This is a genomic window from Pseudomonas syringae, assembly GCF_001698815.1.
GTDB lineage: Bacteria > Pseudomonadota > Gammaproteobacteria > Pseudomonadales > Pseudomonadaceae > Aquipseudomonas > Aquipseudomonas syringae_A.
In genome coordinates, this window is sequence record NZ_LGSI01000043.1 from 24,139 (window position 1) to 40,890 (window position 16,752).

Sequence of the window (16,752 nt, forward strand, 5' to 3'; positions counted from 1 at the left end):
CCCCTTTAGGCTAGGAGTTAATTGTCGTGGCTAAAGAAAAATTTGATCGTTCCCTACCGCACGTCAACGTTGGCACTATCGGTCACGTTGACCACGGTAAAACCACTCTGACTGCTGCTCTGACTCGCGTCTGCTCCGAAGTTTTCGGTTCGGCTCGTGTTGACTTCGACAAGATCGACAGCGCACCAGAAGAGAAAGCTCGCGGTATTACCATCAACACTGCTCACGTTGAATACAACTCGGCTGTGCGTCACTACGCGCACGTTGACTGCCCAGGTCACGCCGACTACGTAAAAAACATGATCACCGGTGCTGCCCAGATGGACGGCGCTATCCTGGTTTGTTCGGCTGCTGATGGTCCGATGCCACAAACCCGTGAGCACATCCTGCTGTCCCGTCAGGTAGGCGTTCCGTACATCGTGGTCTTCCTGAACAAGGCTGACCTGGTAGACGACGCTGAGCTGCTGGAACTGGTTGAGATGGAAGTGCGCGATCTGCTGAGCACTTACGACTTCCCAGGCGACGACACTCCAATCATCATCGGCTCTGCCCGTATGGCGCTGGAAGGTCTGGACGACAACGAGATGGGCACCACTGCCGTCAAGAAGTTGGTTGAGACTCTGGATAGCTACATTCCTCAGCCTGAGCGTGCTGTCGACAAGCCATTCCTGATGCCGATCGAAGACGTATTCTCCATCTCTGGTCGCGGCACCGTTGTGACTGGTCGTGTTGAGCGCGGTATCGTCAAGATTCAGGACCCGCTGGAAATCGTTGGTCTGCGTGACACCACCGTCACCACCTGTACTGGTGTTGAAATGTTCCGCAAGCTGCTCGACGAAGGTCGTGCTGGCGAGAACTGCGGTGTTCTGCTGCGTGGTACCAAGCGTGACGACGTTGAGCGTGGCCAGGTTCTGGTTAAGCCAGGCACCGTTAAGCCGCACACTCAGTTCGAAGCTGAAATCTACGTACTGAGCAAAGAAGAAGGCGGTCGCCACACTCCGTTCTTCAAAGGCTATCGTCCACAGTTCTACTTCCGTACTACCGACGTAACCGGTAGCTGCGAACTGCCGGAAGGCGTTGAGATGGTAATGCCAGGTGATAACGTTAAAGTTAGCGTTACCCTGATCAAGCCAATCGCAATGGAAGATGGTCTGCGTTTCGCTATTCGTGAAGGCGGTCGTACCGTCGGCGCTGGCGTCGTAGCCAAAATCATCGCGTAAGCGATGAGTCAAAAAAAGCCCCCGCTTGCGGGGGCTTTTTTATTGGGTTGACACCCTGTTAGCTCGTCTATAGAATTGCGCCTCCTTTTAACGGGCGTATTGCGCTCGGTGGGAACAGCAATCTGGAGTCTGAAATCCAATGCAAAATCAGCAAATCCGTATCAGGTTGAAGGCTTTTGACCATCGCTTGATCGACCAATCTACCCAGGAAATCGTGGAAACCGCGAAACGTACTGGTGCACAAGTGCGTGGTCCGATTCCACTTCCTACCCGTAAAGAACGGTTCACTGTTCTGGTTTCACCGCACGTCAACAAAGACGCGCGCGACCAGTATGAGATCCGTACTCATAAGCGCGTTCTGGACATCGTCCAGCCGACGGATAAAACCGTTGACGCTCTTATGAAGCTTGATCTTGCGGCCGGTGTGGAAGTTCAGATCAGCCTCGGCTAAGACTCGGGTCTTAGTCGTGTAACGCTCTGAAATGGGCGGCCATAGCGGGTGAAAGCCCCGTACACTCATGAGGTTTACAACATGACTATTGGTGTAGTCGGTCGTAAATGCGGTATGACCCGTATTTTCACCGAAGAAGGTGTCTCCATTCCGGTTACGGTCATTGAGATCGAGCCGAATCGCGTCACCCAGTTTAAAACCGAAGAAACCGATGGCTATCGTGCAGTGCAAGTCACTGTCGGTGAGCGTCGTGCTTCGCGCGTTACAGCTGCTCAAGCTGGCCACTTCGCTAAAGCGAACGTTGCCGCTGGTCGTACCGTAATGGAATTCCGTCTTGAAGAAGGCGACTACCAGGCCGGCGATCTGATCAACGCTGAAATCTTCGCTGCTGGTCAACTGGTTGATGTAACCGGTCAGTCCAAAGGTAAAGGCTTCCAGGGTACGATCAAGCGCTGGAACTTCCGCGGGCAAGATAATACCCACGGTAACTCCGTGTCCCACCGCGTCCCAGGCTCTATCGGCCAGTGCCAGACTCCTGGTCGTGTATTCAAGGGCAAAAAAATGTCCGGTCATATGGGCGCTGAGCGCGTGACCGTGCAGTCCCTGGAAGTAGTGCGCGTGGACGCTGAACGCAATCTGTTGTTGGTCAAGGGTGCTGTTCCTGGCGCTACTGGCGGCAATCTGGTTGTACGTCCAGCAGCCAAGGCTCGCGGTTAAGGGGAAGCTGACATGCAATTAAATGTAAATGACGCTCAAGCAATCGAAGTTTCCGAACTGACATTTGGCGGCGAATTCAACGAGACGCTGGTACACCAGGCAGTCGTGGCCTACATGGCTGGCGGTCGTCAGGGCACCAAGCAGCAAAAGACCCGTTCAGACGTTCGTGGTGGCGGTAAGCGCCCGTGGCGTCAAAAGGGTACTGGCCGTGCTCGTGCCGGTACAATCCGTAGCCCAATCTGGCGTGGCGGTGGTACCACTTTCGCAGCACGTCCACAGGATCACTCTCAGAAGCTCAACAAGAAGATGTATCGCGCAGCACTGCGCTCCATCCTTGCTGAACTGGTTCGTACTGATCGTCTGGTCGTGGTTCAGGACTTCGCTGTTGAAGCACCGAAAACCAAAGATTTGCTTAACAAGCTGACTGGCATGGGCCTGACTGACGTCTTGATCGTGTCTGACGCTGTTGACCAGAATCTGTACCTGGCTGCTCGCAACCTGCCGCACGTTGATGTACGTGACGTTCAAGGTTCCGATCCAGTTAGTCTGATCGCATACGACAAAGTGTTGATCACTGTGTCGGCCGTGAAGAAATTCGAGGAGCTGCTGGGATGAACCAGGAACGCGTATTTAAAGTTCTGCTTGGCCCGCACGTTTCCGAGAAGGCTACGGTTCTGGCAGACAAAAAAGGTCAGTTCGTTTTCAAGGTTGCTACTGACGCAACCAAGCTGGAAATCAAGAAGGCCGTCGAAAGCCTGTTCAGCGTGAAAGTTGAGCGTGTTACTACCCTGAATGTTCTGGGTAAGAGCAAGCGCACTGCTCGCGGTCTGGGCAAGCGTAATGACTGGAAGAAGGCAGTTATCTCCCTTCAGCCAGGCCAAGATCTCGATTTCAGCAGCAGTGCTGAGTAAGGAAGGGGTGCATCATGGCAATCGTTAAATGCAAACCGACTTCCCCTGGCCGCCGTTTTGTGGTCAAGGTGGTCAACCAGGAGCTGCATAAAGGCGCTCCTCACGCACCGCTGCTCGAGAAGAAATCGAAGACTGGTGGTCGTAACAACAATGGCCGTATTACTACCCGTCACATCGGTGGTGGTCATAAGCAGCATTATCGTTTGGTCGACTTCCGTCGCAACGACAAAGATGGCATCTCTGCCACTGTTGAGCGCATTGAATACGATCCAAACCGTACCGCTCACATCGCCCTTCTGCTGTACGCAGATGGCGAGCGTCGCTACATCATCGCCCCTAAAGGCGTTAGTGCTGGTGACCAACTGATCGCAGGTGCCTTGGCGCCGATCAAACCAGGTAACGCTCTTCAACTGCGCAACATTCCAGTTGGTAGCACCGTTCATGGCATCGAATTGAAGCCAGGTAAAGGCGCTCAGATCGCTCGTTCCGCTGGTGCTTCGGCTCAGCTGATCGCTCGTGAAGGTGTGTACGTTACCCTGCGTCTTCGCTCCGGTGAAATGCGCAAAGTGCTGTCGGAATGCCGTGCAACGCTGGGCGAAGTCTCGAACTCCGAGCATAGCCTGCGTTCCCTGGGTAAAGCTGGTGCCAAACGCTGGCGTGGCGTTCGCCCAACCGTTCGTGGTGTTGCCATGAACCCGGTTGATCACCCACATGGTGGTGGTGAAGGTCGTACCTCTGGTGGTCGTCATCCGGTATCGCCGTGGGGCTTCCCGACTAAGGGCGCGAAGACTCGTGGTAATAAGCGTACCGACAAAATGATCGTCCGTCGTCGCAAGTAAATAGAGGGATACGACAGTGCCACGTTCTCTGAAAAAAGGTCCTTTTATTGATCTTCACCTACTGAAGAAGATCGAAGTGGCGGCGGAAAAGAACGATCGCAAACCGGTGAAAACCTGGTCGCGTCGTTCGATGATCCTGCCACAAATGGTCGGTCTGACCATTGCAGTGCATAACGGTCGCCTTCATGTCCCAGTTCTCGTGAACGAAGACATGGTCGGCCATAAACTAGGCGAGTTTGCCGGTACCCGCACATATCGTGGGCACGTGGCAGACAAGAAAGCCAAGCGTTAAGGGGTAAGGAACGATGGAAGTAGCCGCTAAGTTGTCGGGCGCTCGAATCTCCGCCCAGAAAGCCCGCTTGGTCGCCGACCAGATCCGCGGGAAGAAGGTGGGCGAAGCGCTCAACCTGTTGGCTTTCAGTAACAAGAAAGCTGCCGAGATCCTGAAGAAAGTGCTGGAGTCGGCCGTAGCCAACGCCGAGCACAACGAAGGCGCAGACGTTGATGACCTTAAGGTTGCCACCGTTTTCGTCAACGAAGGGCGTTCGCTGAAGCGTATCATGCCGCGTGCCAAAGGCCGTGCTGATCGCATCGTCAAGCGGTCTTGCCATATCACTGTCAAGGTTGCTGACAAGTAACGGAGTCGAAGAGATGGGTCAGAAAGTACATCCCATTGGCATTCGCCTGGGAATCGTCAAGGAGCACACCTCCGTCTGGTACGCAGACGGTCGGACTTATGCGGACTATTTGTTCGCTGATCTGAAAGTGCGTGAGTACCTCCAAGACAAATTAAAAAGCGCGTCCGTCAGCCGTATCGATATCCATCGTCCGGCTCAGACAGCACGTATCACCATCCACACCGCTCGTCCAGGTATCGTTATCGGGAAGAAAGGTGAGGATGTTGAGAAACTGCGTCAGGACCTGACCAAGCAAATGGGTGTGCCTGTGCACATCAATATCGAAGAGATCCGCAAGCCGGAGCTCGACGGTATGCTGGTTGCGCAGAGCGTAGCTCAGCAGCTGGAGCGCCGCGTAATGTTCCGTCGTGCTATGAAGCGCGCTGTTCAGAACGCCATGCGCATTGGTGCCAAAGGCATCAAAATCCAAGTGAGCGGTCGTCTCGGCGGTGCTGAAATCGCACGTACTGAATGGTATCGCGAAGGTCGTGTGCCACTGCACACCCTGCGTGCCGACATCGACTATGCCAACTACGAAGCTCACACCACTTATGGTGTGATCGGTGTAAAGGTTTGGATCTTCAAAGGCGAAGTAATTGGTGGTCGCCAAGAAGAACTGAAACCACAAGCACCTGCGCCTCGTAAAAAAGCTGCTAAGTAAGGGGTACGCCAAATGTTGCAACCAAAGCGTACGAAGTTCCGCAAGCAGATGACTGGCCACAACCGTGGCTTGGCACTGCGCGGTAGCAAAGTCAGCTTCGGCGAATATGCGCTGAAGTCTGTTGCTCGTGGTCGTCTCACTGCTCGTCAGATTGAGTCAGCGCGTCGTGCACTGACCCGTCACGTTAAACGTGGCGGCAAAATCTGGATCCGTGTATTCCCGGACAAGCCTGTAACCAAAAAGCCCCTCGAAGTTCGTATGGGTAAAGGTAAGGGTAACGTGGAGTACTGGGTTGCCCAGATTCAGCCAGGCAAAGTCCTGTATGAAATCGAGGGTGTTACTGAAGAGCTGGCGCGTGAGGCTTTCGCCCTGGCTGCTGCAAAGCTGCCACTCGCCACCTCCTTTGTTAAGCGGACGGTGATGTGATGAAAGCGAATGAACTTCGTGAAAAATCAGCACAGCAGCTGAACGAGCAACTGCTCGGCCTGCTGCGTGACCAGTTCAATCTGCGTATGCAGAAAGCAACTGGCCAGTTGGGGCAGTCTCACCTGCTCTCGCAAGTTAAGCGCGACATCGCTCGCGTGAAGACTGTGCTCAACCAGCAGGCAGGTAAGTGATCATGGCTGAAGCTGAGAAAAATGTCCGTACGCTGACTGGCCGTGTTGTCAGCGACAAGATGGACAAAACCATCACCGTACTGATCGAGCGTCGCGTAAAGCACCCGATCTACGGTAAATATGTTAAGCGTTCGACTAAGCTGCACGCGCACGACGAAACCAATCAGTGCCACATCGGCGACAAAGTCACTATTCGTGAAACTCGTCCGGTGGCCAAGACCAAGTCTTGGGCATTGGTTGATATTCTCGAACGCGCTGTGGAAGTCTAAGGACTAGGGGTCGGAGAAATTATATGATTCAGACTCAATCCATGCTCGATGTGGCCGATAACAGCGGCGCACGCCGCGTTATGTGCATCAAGGTGCTGGGTGGCTCCCATCGTCGTTACGCTGGTATCGGTGACATCATCAAAGTAACCGTAAAGGAAGCAATTCCGCGCGGTAAGGTGAAAAAAGGCCAAGTGATGACTGCTGTTGTAGTCCGCACTCGCCACGGTGTTCGTCGTGCTGACGGCTCCATCATCCGCTTTGACGGCAACGCTGCTGTTCTTCTGAACAACAAGCAAGAGCCGATTGGCACCCGTATCTTTGGGCCAGTGACCCGTGAACTTCGTACTGAGAAGTTCATGAAGATCGTCTCGCTCGCCCCAGAAGTGCTGTAAGGAGATCCGACATGCAAAAGATTCGTCGTGACGACGAGATCATCGTGATCGCCGGCAAAGACAAAGGTAAGCGCGGTAAGGTGCTCAAGGTTCTTGCTGATGACCGTCTGGTCATTGGTGGGATCAACCTGGTGAAGCGTCATACCAAGCCAAACCCGATGTCGGGCGTACAAGGCGGTATCGTCGAGAAAGAAGCGCCAATGCACGCTTCTAACGTCGCCATTTTCAACGGCGCAACCAACAAGGCTGACCGCGTTGGTTTCAAAGTTGAAGACGGCAAGAAAATTCGTGTCTTCAAGTCGACCCAAAAAGCGGTTGATGCTTGAACACTGCTAGGTAGAAGACCATGGCACGACTAAAAGAGATTTACCGGAAGGAAATCGCTCCGAAACTTAAGGAAGAACTTAAGCTTTCGAACGTGATGGAAGTTCCGCGCGTTACCAAGATCACCCTGAACATGGGGCTGGGCGAAGCGATCGGCGACAAAAAAGTCATCGAGCACGCTGTAGCTGACTTGGAAAAAATCACCGGTCAGAAAGTCGTTGTGACTTACGCCCGTAAATCTATCGCTGGCTTCAAAGTCCGCGAAGGATGGCCGATTGGCGTTAAAGTTACTCTGCGTCGCGATCGTATGTATGAATTCCTGGATCGTCTGCTGTCGATCTCCCTGCCTCGGGTTCGCGACTTCCGCGGCCTGAATGCCAAGTCCTTCGATGGTCGTGGTAACTACAGCATGGGCGTTAAAGAGCAGATCATTTTCCCGGAAATCGATTACGACAAGATCGATGCTCTGCGCGGTCTGGACATTACTCTGACCACCACTGCTCGGACGGATGAAGAAGGTCGCGCATTGCTGCGTGCTTTCAAATTCCCGTTCCGCAACTGATTGGAGTAGGAAAATGGCCAAGAAGAGCATGAAGAATCGTGAGCTGAAGCGTCAGCTCACCGTTGCCAAGTACGCCAAGAAGCGTGCCGAGCTGAAAGCTGTCATCGTTGATCTGAACGCAAGTCCAGAAGCGCGTTGGGAAGCTACAGTAGCTCTGCAGAAGCAGCCACGTGACGCAAGCGCCTCGCGCATGCGTAACCGCTGCCGCATCACTGGTCGTCCGCACGGCGTTTACCGCAAGTTCGGCCTTGGCCGTAACAAACTGCGTGAAGCTGCAATGCGTGGTGACGTTCCGGGTCTGGTTAAAGCCAGCTGGTAAGTCGTCTTTCTCGCTGAACTCCGGCCGGACGCCTACGCGTTTGGTCGGAATGAAGCCTGAATTTGAATCAAGCCCCTATTGGGGCTTGATTCATTTCTGGGGTACGTCTAGAATTGCCGGCTCGCCTGAGCCCGTGTTTTTCATTTGCCCGGAGTTTCTCGGCGATAAGCTGTAGCCGTAAGGCTAATTATTTTGTATTAGGAGCGTCTAGCCCATGAGTATGCAGGACCCGTTAGCGGACATGCTAACTCGTATCCGTAATGCCCAGATGGCTGAAAAGCCCGTCGTAAGCATGCCATCTTCCACGTTGAAGGTAGCTGTAGCCAAAGTCCTGAAGGACGAAGGTTACATTGCGGGTTATCAGATCAGCAGCGAAATCAAACCGCTGTTGTCCATCGAGCTGAAGTACTTCGAAGGCCGTCCAGTCATCGAAGAAGTGAAGCGCGTCAGCCGTCCAGGCTTGCGTCAGTACAAGTCCGTCGATGATCTGCCAAAAGTTCGTGGCGGTCTCGGTGTGTCTATCGTCTCCACCAACAAAGGTGTGATGACGGATCGTGCTGCGCGCGCTGCCGGTGTCGGCGGCGAAGTGCTTTGCACAGTGTTCTAAGGGGGGATAAGCATGTCACGCGTAGCTAAGAACCCCGTTAAGTTGCCAGCAGGCGTCGAAGTTAAGCTCGTCGGCCAGCAGCTTTCGGTGAAGGGTGCCAAGGGCACTCTAGATCTGAACATCCATTCGTCTGTTGAAATTGTTGAAGAAGCTGGTGAGCTGCGTTTCGCTGCTCGCAATGGCGATCAACAAACTCGCGCAATGGCCGGCACCACTCGTGCACTGGTTAACAACATGGTCCAGGGCGTAAGCCAAGGCTTCGAGCGTAAGCTCCAGCTGGTCGGTGTTGGTTATAAAGCGCAAGCAAAAGGCACAGTGCTGAACCTGGCTCTTGGCTTCTCGCACCCAGTGGATTACGAACTGCCGGAAGGCATCACCGCTGAGACTCCCAACCAGACCGATATCTTCATTCGAGGTATCGATAAGCAGTTGGTTGGTCAAGTGGCCGCTGAGATCCGCGACTTCCGCCGTCCTGAGCCGTACAAAGGCAAAGGTGTGCGTTACGCAGACGAAGTCGTCCGCCGTAAAGAAGCCAAGAAGAAGTAGGGCATAGCAAATGACCGACAAGAAAGTTACCCGACTGCGTCGCGCTCGGAAAGCACGCCTGAAAATGCACGAGCTAGAAGTCGTGCGTCTCTGCGTGTACCGCTCTTCGCAGCACATTTATGCCCAGGTCATTTCGGCCGACGGCAGCAAAGTCTTGGCAAGCGCCTCGACTTTGGACAAAGAACTGCGTGATGGTGCCACTGGCAACATCGACGCGGCCACTAAGGTTGGCCAGCTGGTCGCTGAGCGTGCGAAAGCCGCCGGTGTATCGCAAGTGGCTTTTGACCGTTCTGGCTTCAAGTACCACGGCCGCGTCAAGGCGCTGGCTGATGCTGCTCGTGAAGGCGGGCTGGAGTTCTAAGTTATGTCAAATAACGACCAAAAACGCGACGAAGGCTACATCGAGAAGCTGGTTCAAGTTAACCGCGTTGCCAAGACTGTAAAAGGCGGCCGTATCTTCACTTTCACCGCGTTGACCGTGGTTGGTGATGGTAAAGGGCGTGTTGGCTTTGGTCGTGGCAAGTCACGTGAAGTGCCTGCTGCGATCCAGAAGGCGATGGAAGCTGCTCGCCGCAACATGATCCAGGTTGATCTGAACGGCACTACCCTGCAGTACGCAATGAAGTCCGCCCATGGCGCTTCGAAGGTGTACATGCAGCCTGCTTCTGACGGTACCGGTATCATCGCTGGCGGCGCTATGCGCGCAGTGCTGGAAGTTGCTGGTGTTCAGAACGTATTGGCTAAGTGCTATGGCTCGACTAACCCTGTAAACGTGGTTCACGCCACATTCAAGGGTTTGAAGGCTATGCAATCTCCTGAGTCTATTGCTGCCAAGCGCGGCAAAAGTGTCAAGGAGATCTTCTGATCATGGCTACCGTTAAAGTAACGTTGATCAAAAGCATGACCGGTCGCATTCCTAACCACAAATTGTGTGTGAAAGGTCTGGGTCTGCGTCGCATCGGTCACACTGTAGAAGTGCTGGATACTCCCGAGAATCGCGGGATGATCAACAAGGCTTACTACATGCTGCGAGTCGAGGGTTAATCGATGAAACTCAATGATCTGAGTCCAGCGCCGGGTTCCCGTCGCGAAAAGCATCGTCCGGGCCGTGGTATCGGTAGTGGTTTGGGTAAGACCGGTGGCCGTGGCCACAAAGGTCAATCCTCCCGCTCTGGTGGCACAATCGCTCCGGGCTTTGAAGGCGGCCAACAGCCGTTGCATCGTCGTCTGCCAAAATTCGGCTTCGTTTCCCTGAAGGCCATGGACCGCGCAGAAGTGCGTTTGTCCGAGCTGGCTAAAGTGGAAGGCGACGTCGTAACTGTGCAGTCCCTGAAGGATGCCAACGTGATCAACCAAAACGTACAGCGTGTGAAAATCATGTTGTCCGGTGAGGTTACTCGCGCTGTCACCATCAAAGGTATCGCAGCCACCAAAGGTGCGCGTGCGGCTATCGAAGCAGCTGGCGGCAAGTTCGAGGAATAAATGGCTAAGCAAGGTGCTCTCTCAGCGCTCGGCAAAGGCGGTATGTCTGAACTCTGGGCTCGTCTGCGTTTTCTGTTCCTGGCGATTATCGTCTACCGAATAGGCGCACACATCCCGGTACCAGGTATCAATCCTGACCGACTCGCAGACCTGTTTCGACAGAATGAGGGGACCATTCTTAGCTTGTTCAACATGTTTTCCGGTGGCGCACTGGAACGGATGAGCATCTTTGCACTGGGGATCATGCCGTATATTTCGGCATCGATCATCATGCAGCTGATGACCGCCGTCAGTCCGCAGTTGGAGCAGTTGAAGAAGGAAGGTGAGGCTGGTCGTCGTAAGATCAGTCAATACACCCGCTATGGCACCGTCGTCCTGGCTCTGGTTCAAGCTATCGGCATGTCCGTTGGCCTGGCCAGTCAGGGCGTTGCGTTCTCTGCAGATATCGGCTTCCACTTCGTGGCCGTCACCACCTTTGTGGCGGGGGCGATGTTCATGATGTGGCTGGGCGAGCAGATTACCGAGCGCGGTGTTGGTAACGGTATCTCGATGTTGATTTTCGCAGGTATCGTCGCCGGTCTTCCGAGAGCTATCGGGCAGTCTTTCGAGTCTGCTCGTCAGGGCGATATCAACATTTTCGCTCTGGTTGCGATCGGGTTGCTGGCAGTAGCGATCATCGGTTTCGTGGTGTTCATTGAGCGTGGTCAGCGTCGTATTGCTGTTCACTACGCCAAGCGTCAGCAGGGCCGCAAGGTCTTTGCTGCGCAGACAAGCCACTTGCCGCTGAAAGTGAACATGGCTGGCGTTATTCCGGCCATCTTCGCGAGCAGCATTTTGCTGTTTCCGGCTTCGTTGGGTTCCTGGTTTGGTCAGTCTGAAGGTATGGGCTGGTTGCAGGACATCTCGCAGTCGATCGCTCCTGGTCAGCCGTTGAATATTCTGCTGTTTAGTGCAGGGATTATTTTCTTCTGCTTCTTCTATACGGCGTTGATGTTCAATCCGAAAGACGTAGCGGAAAACCTGAAGAAGTCCGGTGCCTTTATTCCGGGTATTCGTCCAGGCGAGCAGTCGGCGCGCTATATTGATGGCGTTCTGACCCGCTTGACCATGTTCGGTGCTCTATATATGACGGCCGTGTGTCTGCTTCCACAGTTTTTGGTGGTCGCAGCAAACGTACCGTTCTACCTTGGCGGGACCTCGTTGCTGATCGTGGTAGTGGTTGTGATGGACTTCATGTCGCAAGTACAATCGCACCTCGTTTCGCACCAGTATGAATCCCTGATGAAGAAAGCCAACCTGAAGGGCTACGGCAGCGGCATGCTGCGCTGAAGCACCCATAAGGTTCGAGGAGTTGGTGATGAAAGTTCGTGCATCGGTGAAAAAGCTGTGCCGTAACTGCAAGATTATTCGCCGCGAAGGTGTTGTTCGAGTAATTTGCAGCGCGGAACCACGTCACAAACAGCGCCAAGGCTGAGTGTGATCTGCTTAAGCCCAGCAGCTAGTGCGCTGCTGGGTTGATTATTTGTTATTACAGCGATATTATCTCGCGCCCTATTTCTTGGCTTCCGGGGCGTAGGTAGCTGTCAATTGGAGTCCCACTGAATGGCCCGTATTGCAGGCGTTAACATTCCAGATAACAAGCATACTGTTATCTCGTTGACCTACATCTATGGTGTTGGTCGCACCACTGCACAGAAAATTTGTGCAACCACTGGGGTTAACCCAGCGGTAAAGATCAAAGATCTGAGCGACGAGCAGATTGAACAGCTGCGTGGCGAAGTGGCGAAGTTCACCACTGAAGGTGATCTGCGTCGCGAAATCAACATGAAAATCAAGCGCTTGATGGATTTGGGCTGCTACCGCGGTCTGCGCCATCGTCGTGGTCTTCCAGTGCGCGGTCAGCGTACCAAGACCAACGCGCGTACTCGCAAAGGTCCGCGTAAGCCGATCCGCAAGTAATCGCACCAGCGCAACGACAGGAATTTAGTCATGGCAAAACCTGCTGCTCGTCCTCGTAAAAAAGTTAAAAAGACGGTGGTTGATGGCATCGCCCACATCCACGCGTCGTTTAACAACACAATCGTCACCATCACCGATCGTCAAGGTAACGCGCTTTCTTGGGCTACCTCCGGCGGTTCGGGTTTCCGCGGTTCACGTAAGTCCACCCCGTTCGCTGCTCAAGTAGCTGCTGAACGTGCTGGTCAAGCTGCGCTGGAGTATGGTCTGAAGAACCTCGACGTTAACGTCAAGGGTCCAGGTCCAGGTCGTGAGTCTGCTGTCCGTGCTTTGAACGGCTGTGGCTATAAGATCGCCAGCATCACCGACGTGACGCCAATCCCGCACAACGGGTGCCGTCCGCCGAAGAAGCGCCGCGTGTAATCCAGGAGACTGTAAGAAATGGCTCGTTACATTGGTCCAAAATGCAAACTTGCTCGTCGTGAAGGCACCGATCTCTTTTTGAAGAGCGGCGTTCGCGCTATCGAATCCAAGTGCAACATCGAAGCAGCTCCAGGCATCCACGGCCAACGCCGCGGTCGCCAGTCCGATTACGGCACTCAGCTGCGTGAGAAACAAAAAGTACGTCGCATCTATGGCGTTCTCGAACGTCAGTTCAGCGGTTACTACAAAGAAGCTGCCGGCAAGAAAGGCGCTACTGGTGAGAACCTGCTGCAACTGCTCGAATGCCGCCTGGACAACGTCGTATACCGCATGGGCTTCGGCTCGACACGTGCTGAATCCCGTCAATTGGTTTCGCACAAGTCGGTCAGCGTCAACGGCAAAACCGTTAACGTTCCTTCGTACCAGGTTCGTGCTGGTGACGTGGTTGCTATCCGCGAGAAGGCCAAGAACCAACTGCGCATTGTCCAAGCTCTCGATCTGTGTGCCCAACGTGGCCGCGTAGAATGGGTAGAAGTAGACATTGAGAAGAAGTCGGGCGTCTTCAAAAACGTTCCTGCTCGCAGTGATCTGTCCGCCGACATCAACGAAAGCCTGATTGTCGAGCTCTACTCCAAGTAAGGGCTAGAAAATAGGTGCATCCATGCAGATTTCGGTAAATGAGTTCCTGACACCCCGCCATATTGATGTGCAGGTTGTCAGTCCAACCCGCGCTAAAATCACACTCGAGCCTCTCGAGCGTGGTTTTGGCCATACCCTGGGCAACGCGCTGCGCCGCATCCTGTTGTCCTCCATGCCCGGCTGTGCAGTAGTCGAGGCCGAGATTGACGGTGTACTCCATGAGTACAGCGCCATCGAAGGTGTACAGGAAGATGTCATTGAAATCCTGTTGAACCTTAAAGGTCTGGCTATCAAGCTGCACGGTCGAGACGAAGTTACGCTGACCTTGTCGAAGAAGGGTTCGGGGGTGGTTACCGCTGCCGATATTCAGCTGGATCATGATGTCGAGATCGTTAATCCCGATCACGTAATCGCTAACCTGGCGTCTAACGGCGCCCTGAACATGAAGCTCACCGTAGCTCGTGGTCGTGGTTATGAACCGGCAGACTCGCGTCAGAGCGATGAAGACGAAAGCCGCAGCATCGGTCGCTTGCAGCTCGATTCTTCGTTCAGCCCGGTTCGCCGTATCGCATACGTGGTGGAAAACGCCCGTGTCGAGCAGCGTACTAACCTGGACAAGCTGGTTATTGATCTGGAAACCAACGGTACTCTGGATCCTGAAGAGGCTATTCGCCGCGCTGCAACCATTCTGCAACAGCAGTTGGCTGCGTTCGTCGACCTCAAAGGTGACAGCGAACCAGTGGTAATCGAACAGGAAGACGAGATCGATCCGATCCTGCTTCGTCCGGTTGACGATTTGGAACTGACTGTACGTTCGGCCAACTGCCTCAAGGCGGAGAACATTTACTACATCGGCGACCTGATTCAGCGCACCGAAGTAGAACTGTTGAAGACTCCGAACCTTGGCAAGAAATCCTTGACTGAGATCAAGGACGTCCTGGCCTCCCGTGGTCTGTCCCTCGGCATGCGCCTCGACAACTGGCCGCCGGCAAGTCTTAAGAAGGACGACAAGGCGACTGCCTGATCGTCGTAATCACCGAACGTTGTGTTTGGTAAGGAATGAACCATGCGTCATCGTAAAAGTGGTCGTCACCTGAGCCGGACTAGCTCCCACCGTAAGGCCATGTTTCAAAACATGGCGGTGTCGCTGTTCGAGCACGAGCTGATCAAAACTACATTGCCGAAAGCCAAAGAACTGCGCCGCGTTGCTGAGCCGCTGATCACTTTGGCCAAGACAGACAGTCTGGCTAACCGCCGTCTGGCTTTCGACCGTACTCGTTCGAAAGCAATCGTTGGTAAGCTGTTCAACGATCTGGGCAAGCGTTATGCAACCCGTGAGGGTGGCTACCTGCGCATCCTCAAGTGCGGTTTCCGCACTGGCGACAACGCGCCTATGGCGTACGTCGAACTGGTTGATCGTCCTGCCGGCGGTGAAGCTGTATCCGCTGAGTAAGACGTCAGTCTGAAACAAAGAACCGGGCCTTGTGCCCGGTTTTTTGTGCTTGTAAGAAAAGCACGGTTCGTACAAGTTTCCCTGTCTGGCTCTCTGCATCATGCGCACGGGAGTGAGTTAGTAATTTTCTATCGGTAGCTACAAATTAATGAATTTGTAGGTGTAACGTCGATGATCAATACTCCCTTCCAGCCAATTAGCCGGCAGTTCAAAGACTGACAGAGGAAGTAGATTGCATGAGCCAGAATAAAACGCTTACAACCGCCAGCGGCGCACCTGTCGCCGATAACCAGAATTCCCGCTCTGCCGGCCCGCGTGGCCCGCTGCTCCTCGACGACTTCCATCTGCTTGAGAAGCTTGCTCACTTCAACCGCGAAAACATTCCAGAACGACGCGTTCACGCCAAAGGTTCGGGCGCTCACGGTACCTTCACGGTCACCGGCGATATTTCGTCGTACACCAGTGCGAAACTGTTCGACGCTGTTGGTAAGCAAACCCCGATCTTCCTGCGCTTCTCCACCGTGGGTGGCGAGCGTGGTTCGGCCGATACCGAGCGTGACCCACGTGGTTTCGCCCTGAAGTTCTATACCGAAGAAGGCAACTGGGACATTGTTGGCAACAACACGCCTGTGTTCTTCATTCGGGATCCGCTGAAGTTTCCTGATTTCATCCACACCCAGAAACGTCTGCCGCAGAGCAATCTGAAAAGCGGGCAGATGATGTGGGACTTCTGGTCGCATTCACCTGAGGCGCTGCACCAGGTCACGATCCTGTTTTCCGATCGCGGTATTCCGGACGGTTATCGCCACATGCACGGCTTCGGCAGTCACACCTACAGCTTGATCAGCACGTCAGGCGAGCGTCACTGGGTAAAATGGCACTACAAGACCCAGCAAGGCATCAAGAACCTGGCGCCGGCCGATGCCGCGCGCATTGCCGGTACCGATCCTGATTACGCCCAACGCGACCTGTTTGGCGCCATCGAGAAAGGCGACTTCCCGAAGTGGACCGTTTGCATCCAGCTGATGACCGAAGCCCAAGCTGCGGCGCATCACGAGAATCCGTTTGATGTGACCAAAACCTGGTCGCAGAAAGAATATCCGCTGATCGAAGTGGGCGAGCTTGAGCTCAATCGTAATCCGCTGAATTACTTCGCTGAAGTCGAGCAGGCCGCATTTGGCCCGAGCAACATGGTGCCGGGCGTGGGTCTTTCGCCGGATCGCATGCTGCAAGGTCGTGTGTTCGCTTATGCCGACGCCCATCGCTATCGCGTCGGGACCAATCACCAGCAACTGCCGATCAACGCGCCACGTAACCCAGTGCACAGCTACCAGCGTGACGGTTCCATGGCATTCGGTAGCAATGGCGGTTCGGCACCGAACTACGAGCCGAACAGCTACGCCGACGCGCCGAAGCAGGATTCTCGTTACGCTGAACCTGCGCTGGCATTGAGTGGCGCGGCTGATCGTTACGATCATCGCGAAGACGGCGATTACTACAGCCAGGCGGGCAAGTTGTTCAACCTGATGAACGCTGACCAGAAAGCGTTGCTGATCAGCAATATCGCTGGCGCCATGGCGGGAGTTTCGAATGATGTGGTGCAGCGTCAACTGCAGCATTTCTTCAAAGCCGATGCAGCTTATGGCCAAGGTGTTGCTGACACATTGGGTGTTCAGCTGGGCTAACT

At 54.2% G+C, this 16,752-nt stretch carries 30 protein-coding genes; all 30 read left to right on the forward strand.

The annotated features are described in order from the left end of the window. Positions 1 to 26 precede the first annotated feature (26 nt). The gene (tuf, locus tag AFK24_RS13120) at positions 27 to 1,220 is read left to right on the forward strand and encodes an elongation factor Tu (protein WP_065833638.1); all 1,194 of its coding nucleotides are present in this window, start codon (positions 27 to 29) and stop codon (positions 1,218 to 1,220) included. A 139-nt stretch (positions 1,221 to 1,359) separates the two neighbouring features. Continuing rightward, positions 1,360 to 1,671, forward strand: coding sequence for a 30S ribosomal protein S10 (rpsJ, locus tag AFK24_RS13125; RefSeq protein ID WP_003186070.1), 312 nt, complete (start codon positions 1,360 to 1,362; stop codon positions 1,669 to 1,671). Between the two features lie 81 nt (positions 1,672 to 1,752). Then, positions 1,753 to 2,388: a 50S ribosomal protein L3 gene (rplC, locus tag AFK24_RS13130; RefSeq protein WP_007253310.1), complete on the forward strand. Its 636-nt coding sequence runs from the start codon at positions 1,753 to 1,755 to the stop codon at positions 2,386 to 2,388. Between the two features lie 12 nt (positions 2,389 to 2,400). Then, the gene (rplD, locus tag AFK24_RS13135; protein ID WP_020290705.1) at positions 2,401 to 3,003 is read left to right on the forward strand and encodes a 50S ribosomal protein L4; all 603 of its coding nucleotides are present in this window, start codon (positions 2,401 to 2,403) and stop codon (positions 3,001 to 3,003) included. Then, positions 3,000 to 3,299, forward strand: a complete 300-nt coding sequence (rplW, locus tag AFK24_RS13140) for a 50S ribosomal protein L23 (protein WP_002555488.1) — start codon at positions 3,000 to 3,002, stop codon at positions 3,297 to 3,299. The genes rplD and rplW overlap by 4 nt, the downstream gene beginning before the upstream one ends. A 14-nt stretch (positions 3,300 to 3,313) precedes the next feature. Continuing rightward, entirely contained in the window at positions 3,314 to 4,138 is an 825-nt protein-coding gene (rplB, locus tag AFK24_RS13145; protein WP_020290704.1) for a 50S ribosomal protein L2, read from the forward strand. 16 nt (positions 4,139 to 4,154) lie between these two features. After that, on the forward strand, positions 4,155 to 4,430 hold the full coding sequence (rpsS, locus tag AFK24_RS13150; RefSeq protein WP_003232420.1) for a 30S ribosomal protein S19: 276 nt from the start codon (positions 4,155 to 4,157) through the stop codon (positions 4,428 to 4,430). 13 nt (positions 4,431 to 4,443) lie between these two features. After that, on the forward strand, positions 4,444 to 4,776 hold the full coding sequence (rplV, locus tag AFK24_RS13155; RefSeq protein WP_020290703.1) for a 50S ribosomal protein L22: 333 nt from the start codon (positions 4,444 to 4,446) through the stop codon (positions 4,774 to 4,776). A 13-nt stretch (positions 4,777 to 4,789) separates the two neighbouring features. Then, entirely contained in the window at positions 4,790 to 5,476 is a 687-nt protein-coding gene (gene rpsC, locus AFK24_RS13160) for a 30S ribosomal protein S3 (RefSeq protein WP_003176422.1), read from the forward strand. A gap of 12 nt (positions 5,477 to 5,488) precedes the next feature. Further along, complete coding sequence (rplP, locus tag AFK24_RS13165) at positions 5,489 to 5,902, forward strand: 50S ribosomal protein L16 (protein WP_003444372.1); 414 nt, start codon at positions 5,489 to 5,491, stop codon at positions 5,900 to 5,902. Beyond that, positions 5,902 to 6,093: a 50S ribosomal protein L29 gene (gene rpmC, locus AFK24_RS13170; RefSeq protein WP_002555481.1), complete on the forward strand. Its 192-nt coding sequence runs from the start codon at positions 5,902 to 5,904 to the stop codon at positions 6,091 to 6,093. Before rplP ends, rpmC begins: the two co-directional genes overlap by 1 nt. Positions 6,094 to 6,095: 2 nt before the next feature. Continuing rightward, the gene (gene rpsQ, locus AFK24_RS13175) at positions 6,096 to 6,362 is read left to right on the forward strand and encodes a 30S ribosomal protein S17 (protein WP_020290702.1); all 267 of its coding nucleotides are present in this window, start codon (positions 6,096 to 6,098) and stop codon (positions 6,360 to 6,362) included. Between the two features lie 23 nt (positions 6,363 to 6,385). After that, positions 6,386 to 6,754 carry a 50S ribosomal protein L14 gene (gene rplN, locus AFK24_RS13180; protein WP_002555479.1) on the forward strand — a complete coding sequence of 123 codons (369 nt, stop codon included), beginning with the start codon at positions 6,386 to 6,388 and terminating at the stop codon, positions 6,752 to 6,754. Positions 6,755 to 6,765: 11 nt separating this feature from the next. Further along, the gene (gene rplX / locus AFK24_RS13185; RefSeq protein WP_020290701.1) at positions 6,766 to 7,080 is read left to right on the forward strand and encodes a 50S ribosomal protein L24; all 315 of its coding nucleotides are present in this window, start codon (positions 6,766 to 6,768) and stop codon (positions 7,078 to 7,080) included. Positions 7,081 to 7,100: 20 nt separating this feature from the next. After that, positions 7,101 to 7,640: a 50S ribosomal protein L5 gene (rplE, locus tag AFK24_RS13190; protein WP_065833639.1), complete on the forward strand. Its 540-nt coding sequence runs from the start codon at positions 7,101 to 7,103 to the stop codon at positions 7,638 to 7,640. A gap of 13 nt (positions 7,641 to 7,653) precedes the next feature. After that, entirely contained in the window at positions 7,654 to 7,959 is a 306-nt protein-coding gene (gene rpsN, locus AFK24_RS13195; RefSeq protein ID WP_020290699.1) for a 30S ribosomal protein S14, read from the forward strand. A gap of 214 nt (positions 7,960 to 8,173) precedes the next feature. Further along, complete coding sequence (rpsH, locus tag AFK24_RS13200; protein ID WP_065833640.1) at positions 8,174 to 8,566, forward strand: 30S ribosomal protein S8; 393 nt, start codon at positions 8,174 to 8,176, stop codon at positions 8,564 to 8,566. A gap of 12 nt (positions 8,567 to 8,578) precedes the next feature. Further along, positions 8,579 to 9,112: a 50S ribosomal protein L6 gene (rplF, locus tag AFK24_RS13205; protein ID WP_020290697.1), complete on the forward strand. Its 534-nt coding sequence runs from the start codon at positions 8,579 to 8,581 to the stop codon at positions 9,110 to 9,112. Between the two features lie 10 nt (positions 9,113 to 9,122). Beyond that, positions 9,123 to 9,473 carry a 50S ribosomal protein L18 gene (gene rplR, locus AFK24_RS13210; protein ID WP_020290696.1) on the forward strand — a complete coding sequence of 117 codons (351 nt, stop codon included), beginning with the start codon at positions 9,123 to 9,125 and terminating at the stop codon, positions 9,471 to 9,473. A 3-nt stretch (positions 9,474 to 9,476) separates the two neighbouring features. Then, positions 9,477 to 9,977, forward strand: coding sequence for a 30S ribosomal protein S5 (gene rpsE / locus AFK24_RS13215; protein WP_065833641.1), 501 nt, complete (start codon positions 9,477 to 9,479; stop codon positions 9,975 to 9,977). A 2-nt stretch (positions 9,978 to 9,979) separates the two neighbouring features. Further along, a complete protein-coding gene (rpmD, locus tag AFK24_RS13220; protein WP_003186033.1) occupies positions 9,980 to 10,156 on the forward strand; it encodes a 50S ribosomal protein L30 in 177 nt (58 codons plus the stop codon). Positions 10,157 to 10,159: 3 nt separating this feature from the next. Beyond that, the gene (gene rplO, locus AFK24_RS13225) at positions 10,160 to 10,594 is read left to right on the forward strand and encodes a 50S ribosomal protein L15 (RefSeq protein WP_020290695.1); all 435 of its coding nucleotides are present in this window, start codon (positions 10,160 to 10,162) and stop codon (positions 10,592 to 10,594) included. Beyond that, a complete protein-coding gene (secY, locus tag AFK24_RS13230; protein ID WP_020290694.1) occupies positions 10,595 to 11,923 on the forward strand; it encodes a preprotein translocase subunit SecY in 1,329 nt (442 codons plus the stop codon). Between the two features lie 28 nt (positions 11,924 to 11,951). Next, the gene (gene rpmJ, locus AFK24_RS29930; protein ID WP_002555468.1) at positions 11,952 to 12,068 is read left to right on the forward strand and encodes a 50S ribosomal protein L36; all 117 of its coding nucleotides are present in this window, start codon (positions 11,952 to 11,954) and stop codon (positions 12,066 to 12,068) included. Positions 12,069 to 12,196: 128 nt separating this feature from the next. Then, positions 12,197 to 12,553 carry a 30S ribosomal protein S13 gene (gene rpsM / locus AFK24_RS13235; protein WP_002555467.1) on the forward strand — a complete coding sequence of 119 codons (357 nt, stop codon included), beginning with the start codon at positions 12,197 to 12,199 and terminating at the stop codon, positions 12,551 to 12,553. Positions 12,554 to 12,583: 30 nt separating this feature from the next. Beyond that, a complete protein-coding gene (gene rpsK, locus AFK24_RS13240) occupies positions 12,584 to 12,973 on the forward strand; it encodes a 30S ribosomal protein S11 (protein WP_002555466.1) in 390 nt (129 codons plus the stop codon). Between the two features lie 18 nt (positions 12,974 to 12,991). Beyond that, entirely contained in the window at positions 12,992 to 13,612 is a 621-nt protein-coding gene (gene rpsD, locus AFK24_RS13245; protein WP_020290692.1) for a 30S ribosomal protein S4, read from the forward strand. Positions 13,613 to 13,634: 22 nt separating this feature from the next. Continuing rightward, positions 13,635 to 14,636, forward strand: coding sequence for a DNA-directed RNA polymerase subunit alpha (locus tag AFK24_RS13250; protein ID WP_003176403.1), 1,002 nt, complete (start codon positions 13,635 to 13,637; stop codon positions 14,634 to 14,636). A 42-nt stretch (positions 14,637 to 14,678) separates the two neighbouring features. Then, a complete protein-coding gene (rplQ, locus tag AFK24_RS13255) occupies positions 14,679 to 15,065 on the forward strand; it encodes a 50S ribosomal protein L17 (protein ID WP_008145500.1) in 387 nt (128 codons plus the stop codon). Positions 15,066 to 15,301: 236 nt separating this feature from the next. After that, entirely contained in the window at positions 15,302 to 16,750 is a 1,449-nt protein-coding gene (locus tag AFK24_RS13260) for a catalase (RefSeq protein WP_065833642.1), read from the forward strand. Positions 16,751 to 16,752 lie beyond the last annotated feature (2 nt).

Excerpts from the sequence above, each read along its gene's own strand:
- rpsJ (WP_003186070.1), top strand. The coding sequence starts at position 1,360 with ATGCAAAATCAGCAAATCCGTATCAGGTTGAAGGCTTTTGACCATCGC.
- rplC (WP_007253310.1), top strand. The coding sequence starts at position 1,753 with ATGACTATTGGTGTAGTCGGTCGTAAATGCGGTATGACCCGTATTTTC.
- rplD (WP_020290705.1), top strand. The coding sequence starts at position 2,401 with ATGCAATTAAATGTAAATGACGCTCAAGCAATCGAAGTTTCCGAACTG.
- rplW (WP_002555488.1), top strand. The coding sequence starts at position 3,000 with ATGAACCAGGAACGCGTATTTAAAGTTCTGCTTGGCCCGCACGTTTCC.
- rplB (WP_020290704.1), top strand. The coding sequence starts at position 3,314 with ATGGCAATCGTTAAATGCAAACCGACTTCCCCTGGCCGCCGTTTTGTG.
- rplV (WP_020290703.1), top strand. The coding sequence starts at position 4,444 with ATGGAAGTAGCCGCTAAGTTGTCGGGCGCTCGAATCTCCGCCCAGAAA.
- rpsC (WP_003176422.1), top strand. The coding sequence starts at position 4,790 with ATGGGTCAGAAAGTACATCCCATTGGCATTCGCCTGGGAATCGTCAAG.
- rplP (WP_003444372.1), top strand. The coding sequence starts at position 5,489 with ATGTTGCAACCAAAGCGTACGAAGTTCCGCAAGCAGATGACTGGCCAC.
- rpmC (WP_002555481.1), top strand. The coding sequence starts at position 5,902 with ATGAAAGCGAATGAACTTCGTGAAAAATCAGCACAGCAGCTGAACGAG.
- rpsQ (WP_020290702.1), top strand. The coding sequence starts at position 6,096 with ATGGCTGAAGCTGAGAAAAATGTCCGTACGCTGACTGGCCGTGTTGTC.
- rplN (WP_002555479.1), top strand. The coding sequence starts at position 6,386 with ATGATTCAGACTCAATCCATGCTCGATGTGGCCGATAACAGCGGCGCA.
- rplX (WP_020290701.1), top strand. The coding sequence starts at position 6,766 with ATGCAAAAGATTCGTCGTGACGACGAGATCATCGTGATCGCCGGCAAA.
- rplE (WP_065833639.1), top strand. The coding sequence starts at position 7,101 with ATGGCACGACTAAAAGAGATTTACCGGAAGGAAATCGCTCCGAAACTT.
- rpsN (WP_020290699.1), top strand. The coding sequence starts at position 7,654 with ATGGCCAAGAAGAGCATGAAGAATCGTGAGCTGAAGCGTCAGCTCACC.
- rpsH (WP_065833640.1), top strand. The coding sequence starts at position 8,174 with ATGAGTATGCAGGACCCGTTAGCGGACATGCTAACTCGTATCCGTAAT.
- rplF (WP_020290697.1), top strand. The coding sequence starts at position 8,579 with ATGTCACGCGTAGCTAAGAACCCCGTTAAGTTGCCAGCAGGCGTCGAA.
- rplR (WP_020290696.1), top strand. The coding sequence starts at position 9,123 with ATGACCGACAAGAAAGTTACCCGACTGCGTCGCGCTCGGAAAGCACGC.
- rpsE (WP_065833641.1), top strand. The coding sequence starts at position 9,477 with ATGTCAAATAACGACCAAAAACGCGACGAAGGCTACATCGAGAAGCTG.
- rpmD (WP_003186033.1), top strand. The coding sequence starts at position 9,980 with ATGGCTACCGTTAAAGTAACGTTGATCAAAAGCATGACCGGTCGCATT.
- rplO (WP_020290695.1), top strand. The coding sequence starts at position 10,160 with ATGAAACTCAATGATCTGAGTCCAGCGCCGGGTTCCCGTCGCGAAAAG.
- secY (WP_020290694.1), top strand. The coding sequence starts at position 10,595 with ATGGCTAAGCAAGGTGCTCTCTCAGCGCTCGGCAAAGGCGGTATGTCT.
- rpmJ (WP_002555468.1), top strand. The coding sequence starts at position 11,952 with ATGAAAGTTCGTGCATCGGTGAAAAAGCTGTGCCGTAACTGCAAGATT.
- rpsM (WP_002555467.1), top strand. The coding sequence starts at position 12,197 with ATGGCCCGTATTGCAGGCGTTAACATTCCAGATAACAAGCATACTGTT.
- rpsK (WP_002555466.1), top strand. The coding sequence starts at position 12,584 with ATGGCAAAACCTGCTGCTCGTCCTCGTAAAAAAGTTAAAAAGACGGTG.
- rpsD (WP_020290692.1), top strand. The coding sequence starts at position 12,992 with ATGGCTCGTTACATTGGTCCAAAATGCAAACTTGCTCGTCGTGAAGGC.
- AFK24_RS13250 (WP_003176403.1), top strand. The coding sequence starts at position 13,635 with ATGCAGATTTCGGTAAATGAGTTCCTGACACCCCGCCATATTGATGTG.
- rplQ (WP_008145500.1), top strand. The coding sequence starts at position 14,679 with ATGCGTCATCGTAAAAGTGGTCGTCACCTGAGCCGGACTAGCTCCCAC.
- AFK24_RS13260 (WP_065833642.1), top strand. The coding sequence starts at position 15,302 with ATGAGCCAGAATAAAACGCTTACAACCGCCAGCGGCGCACCTGTCGCC.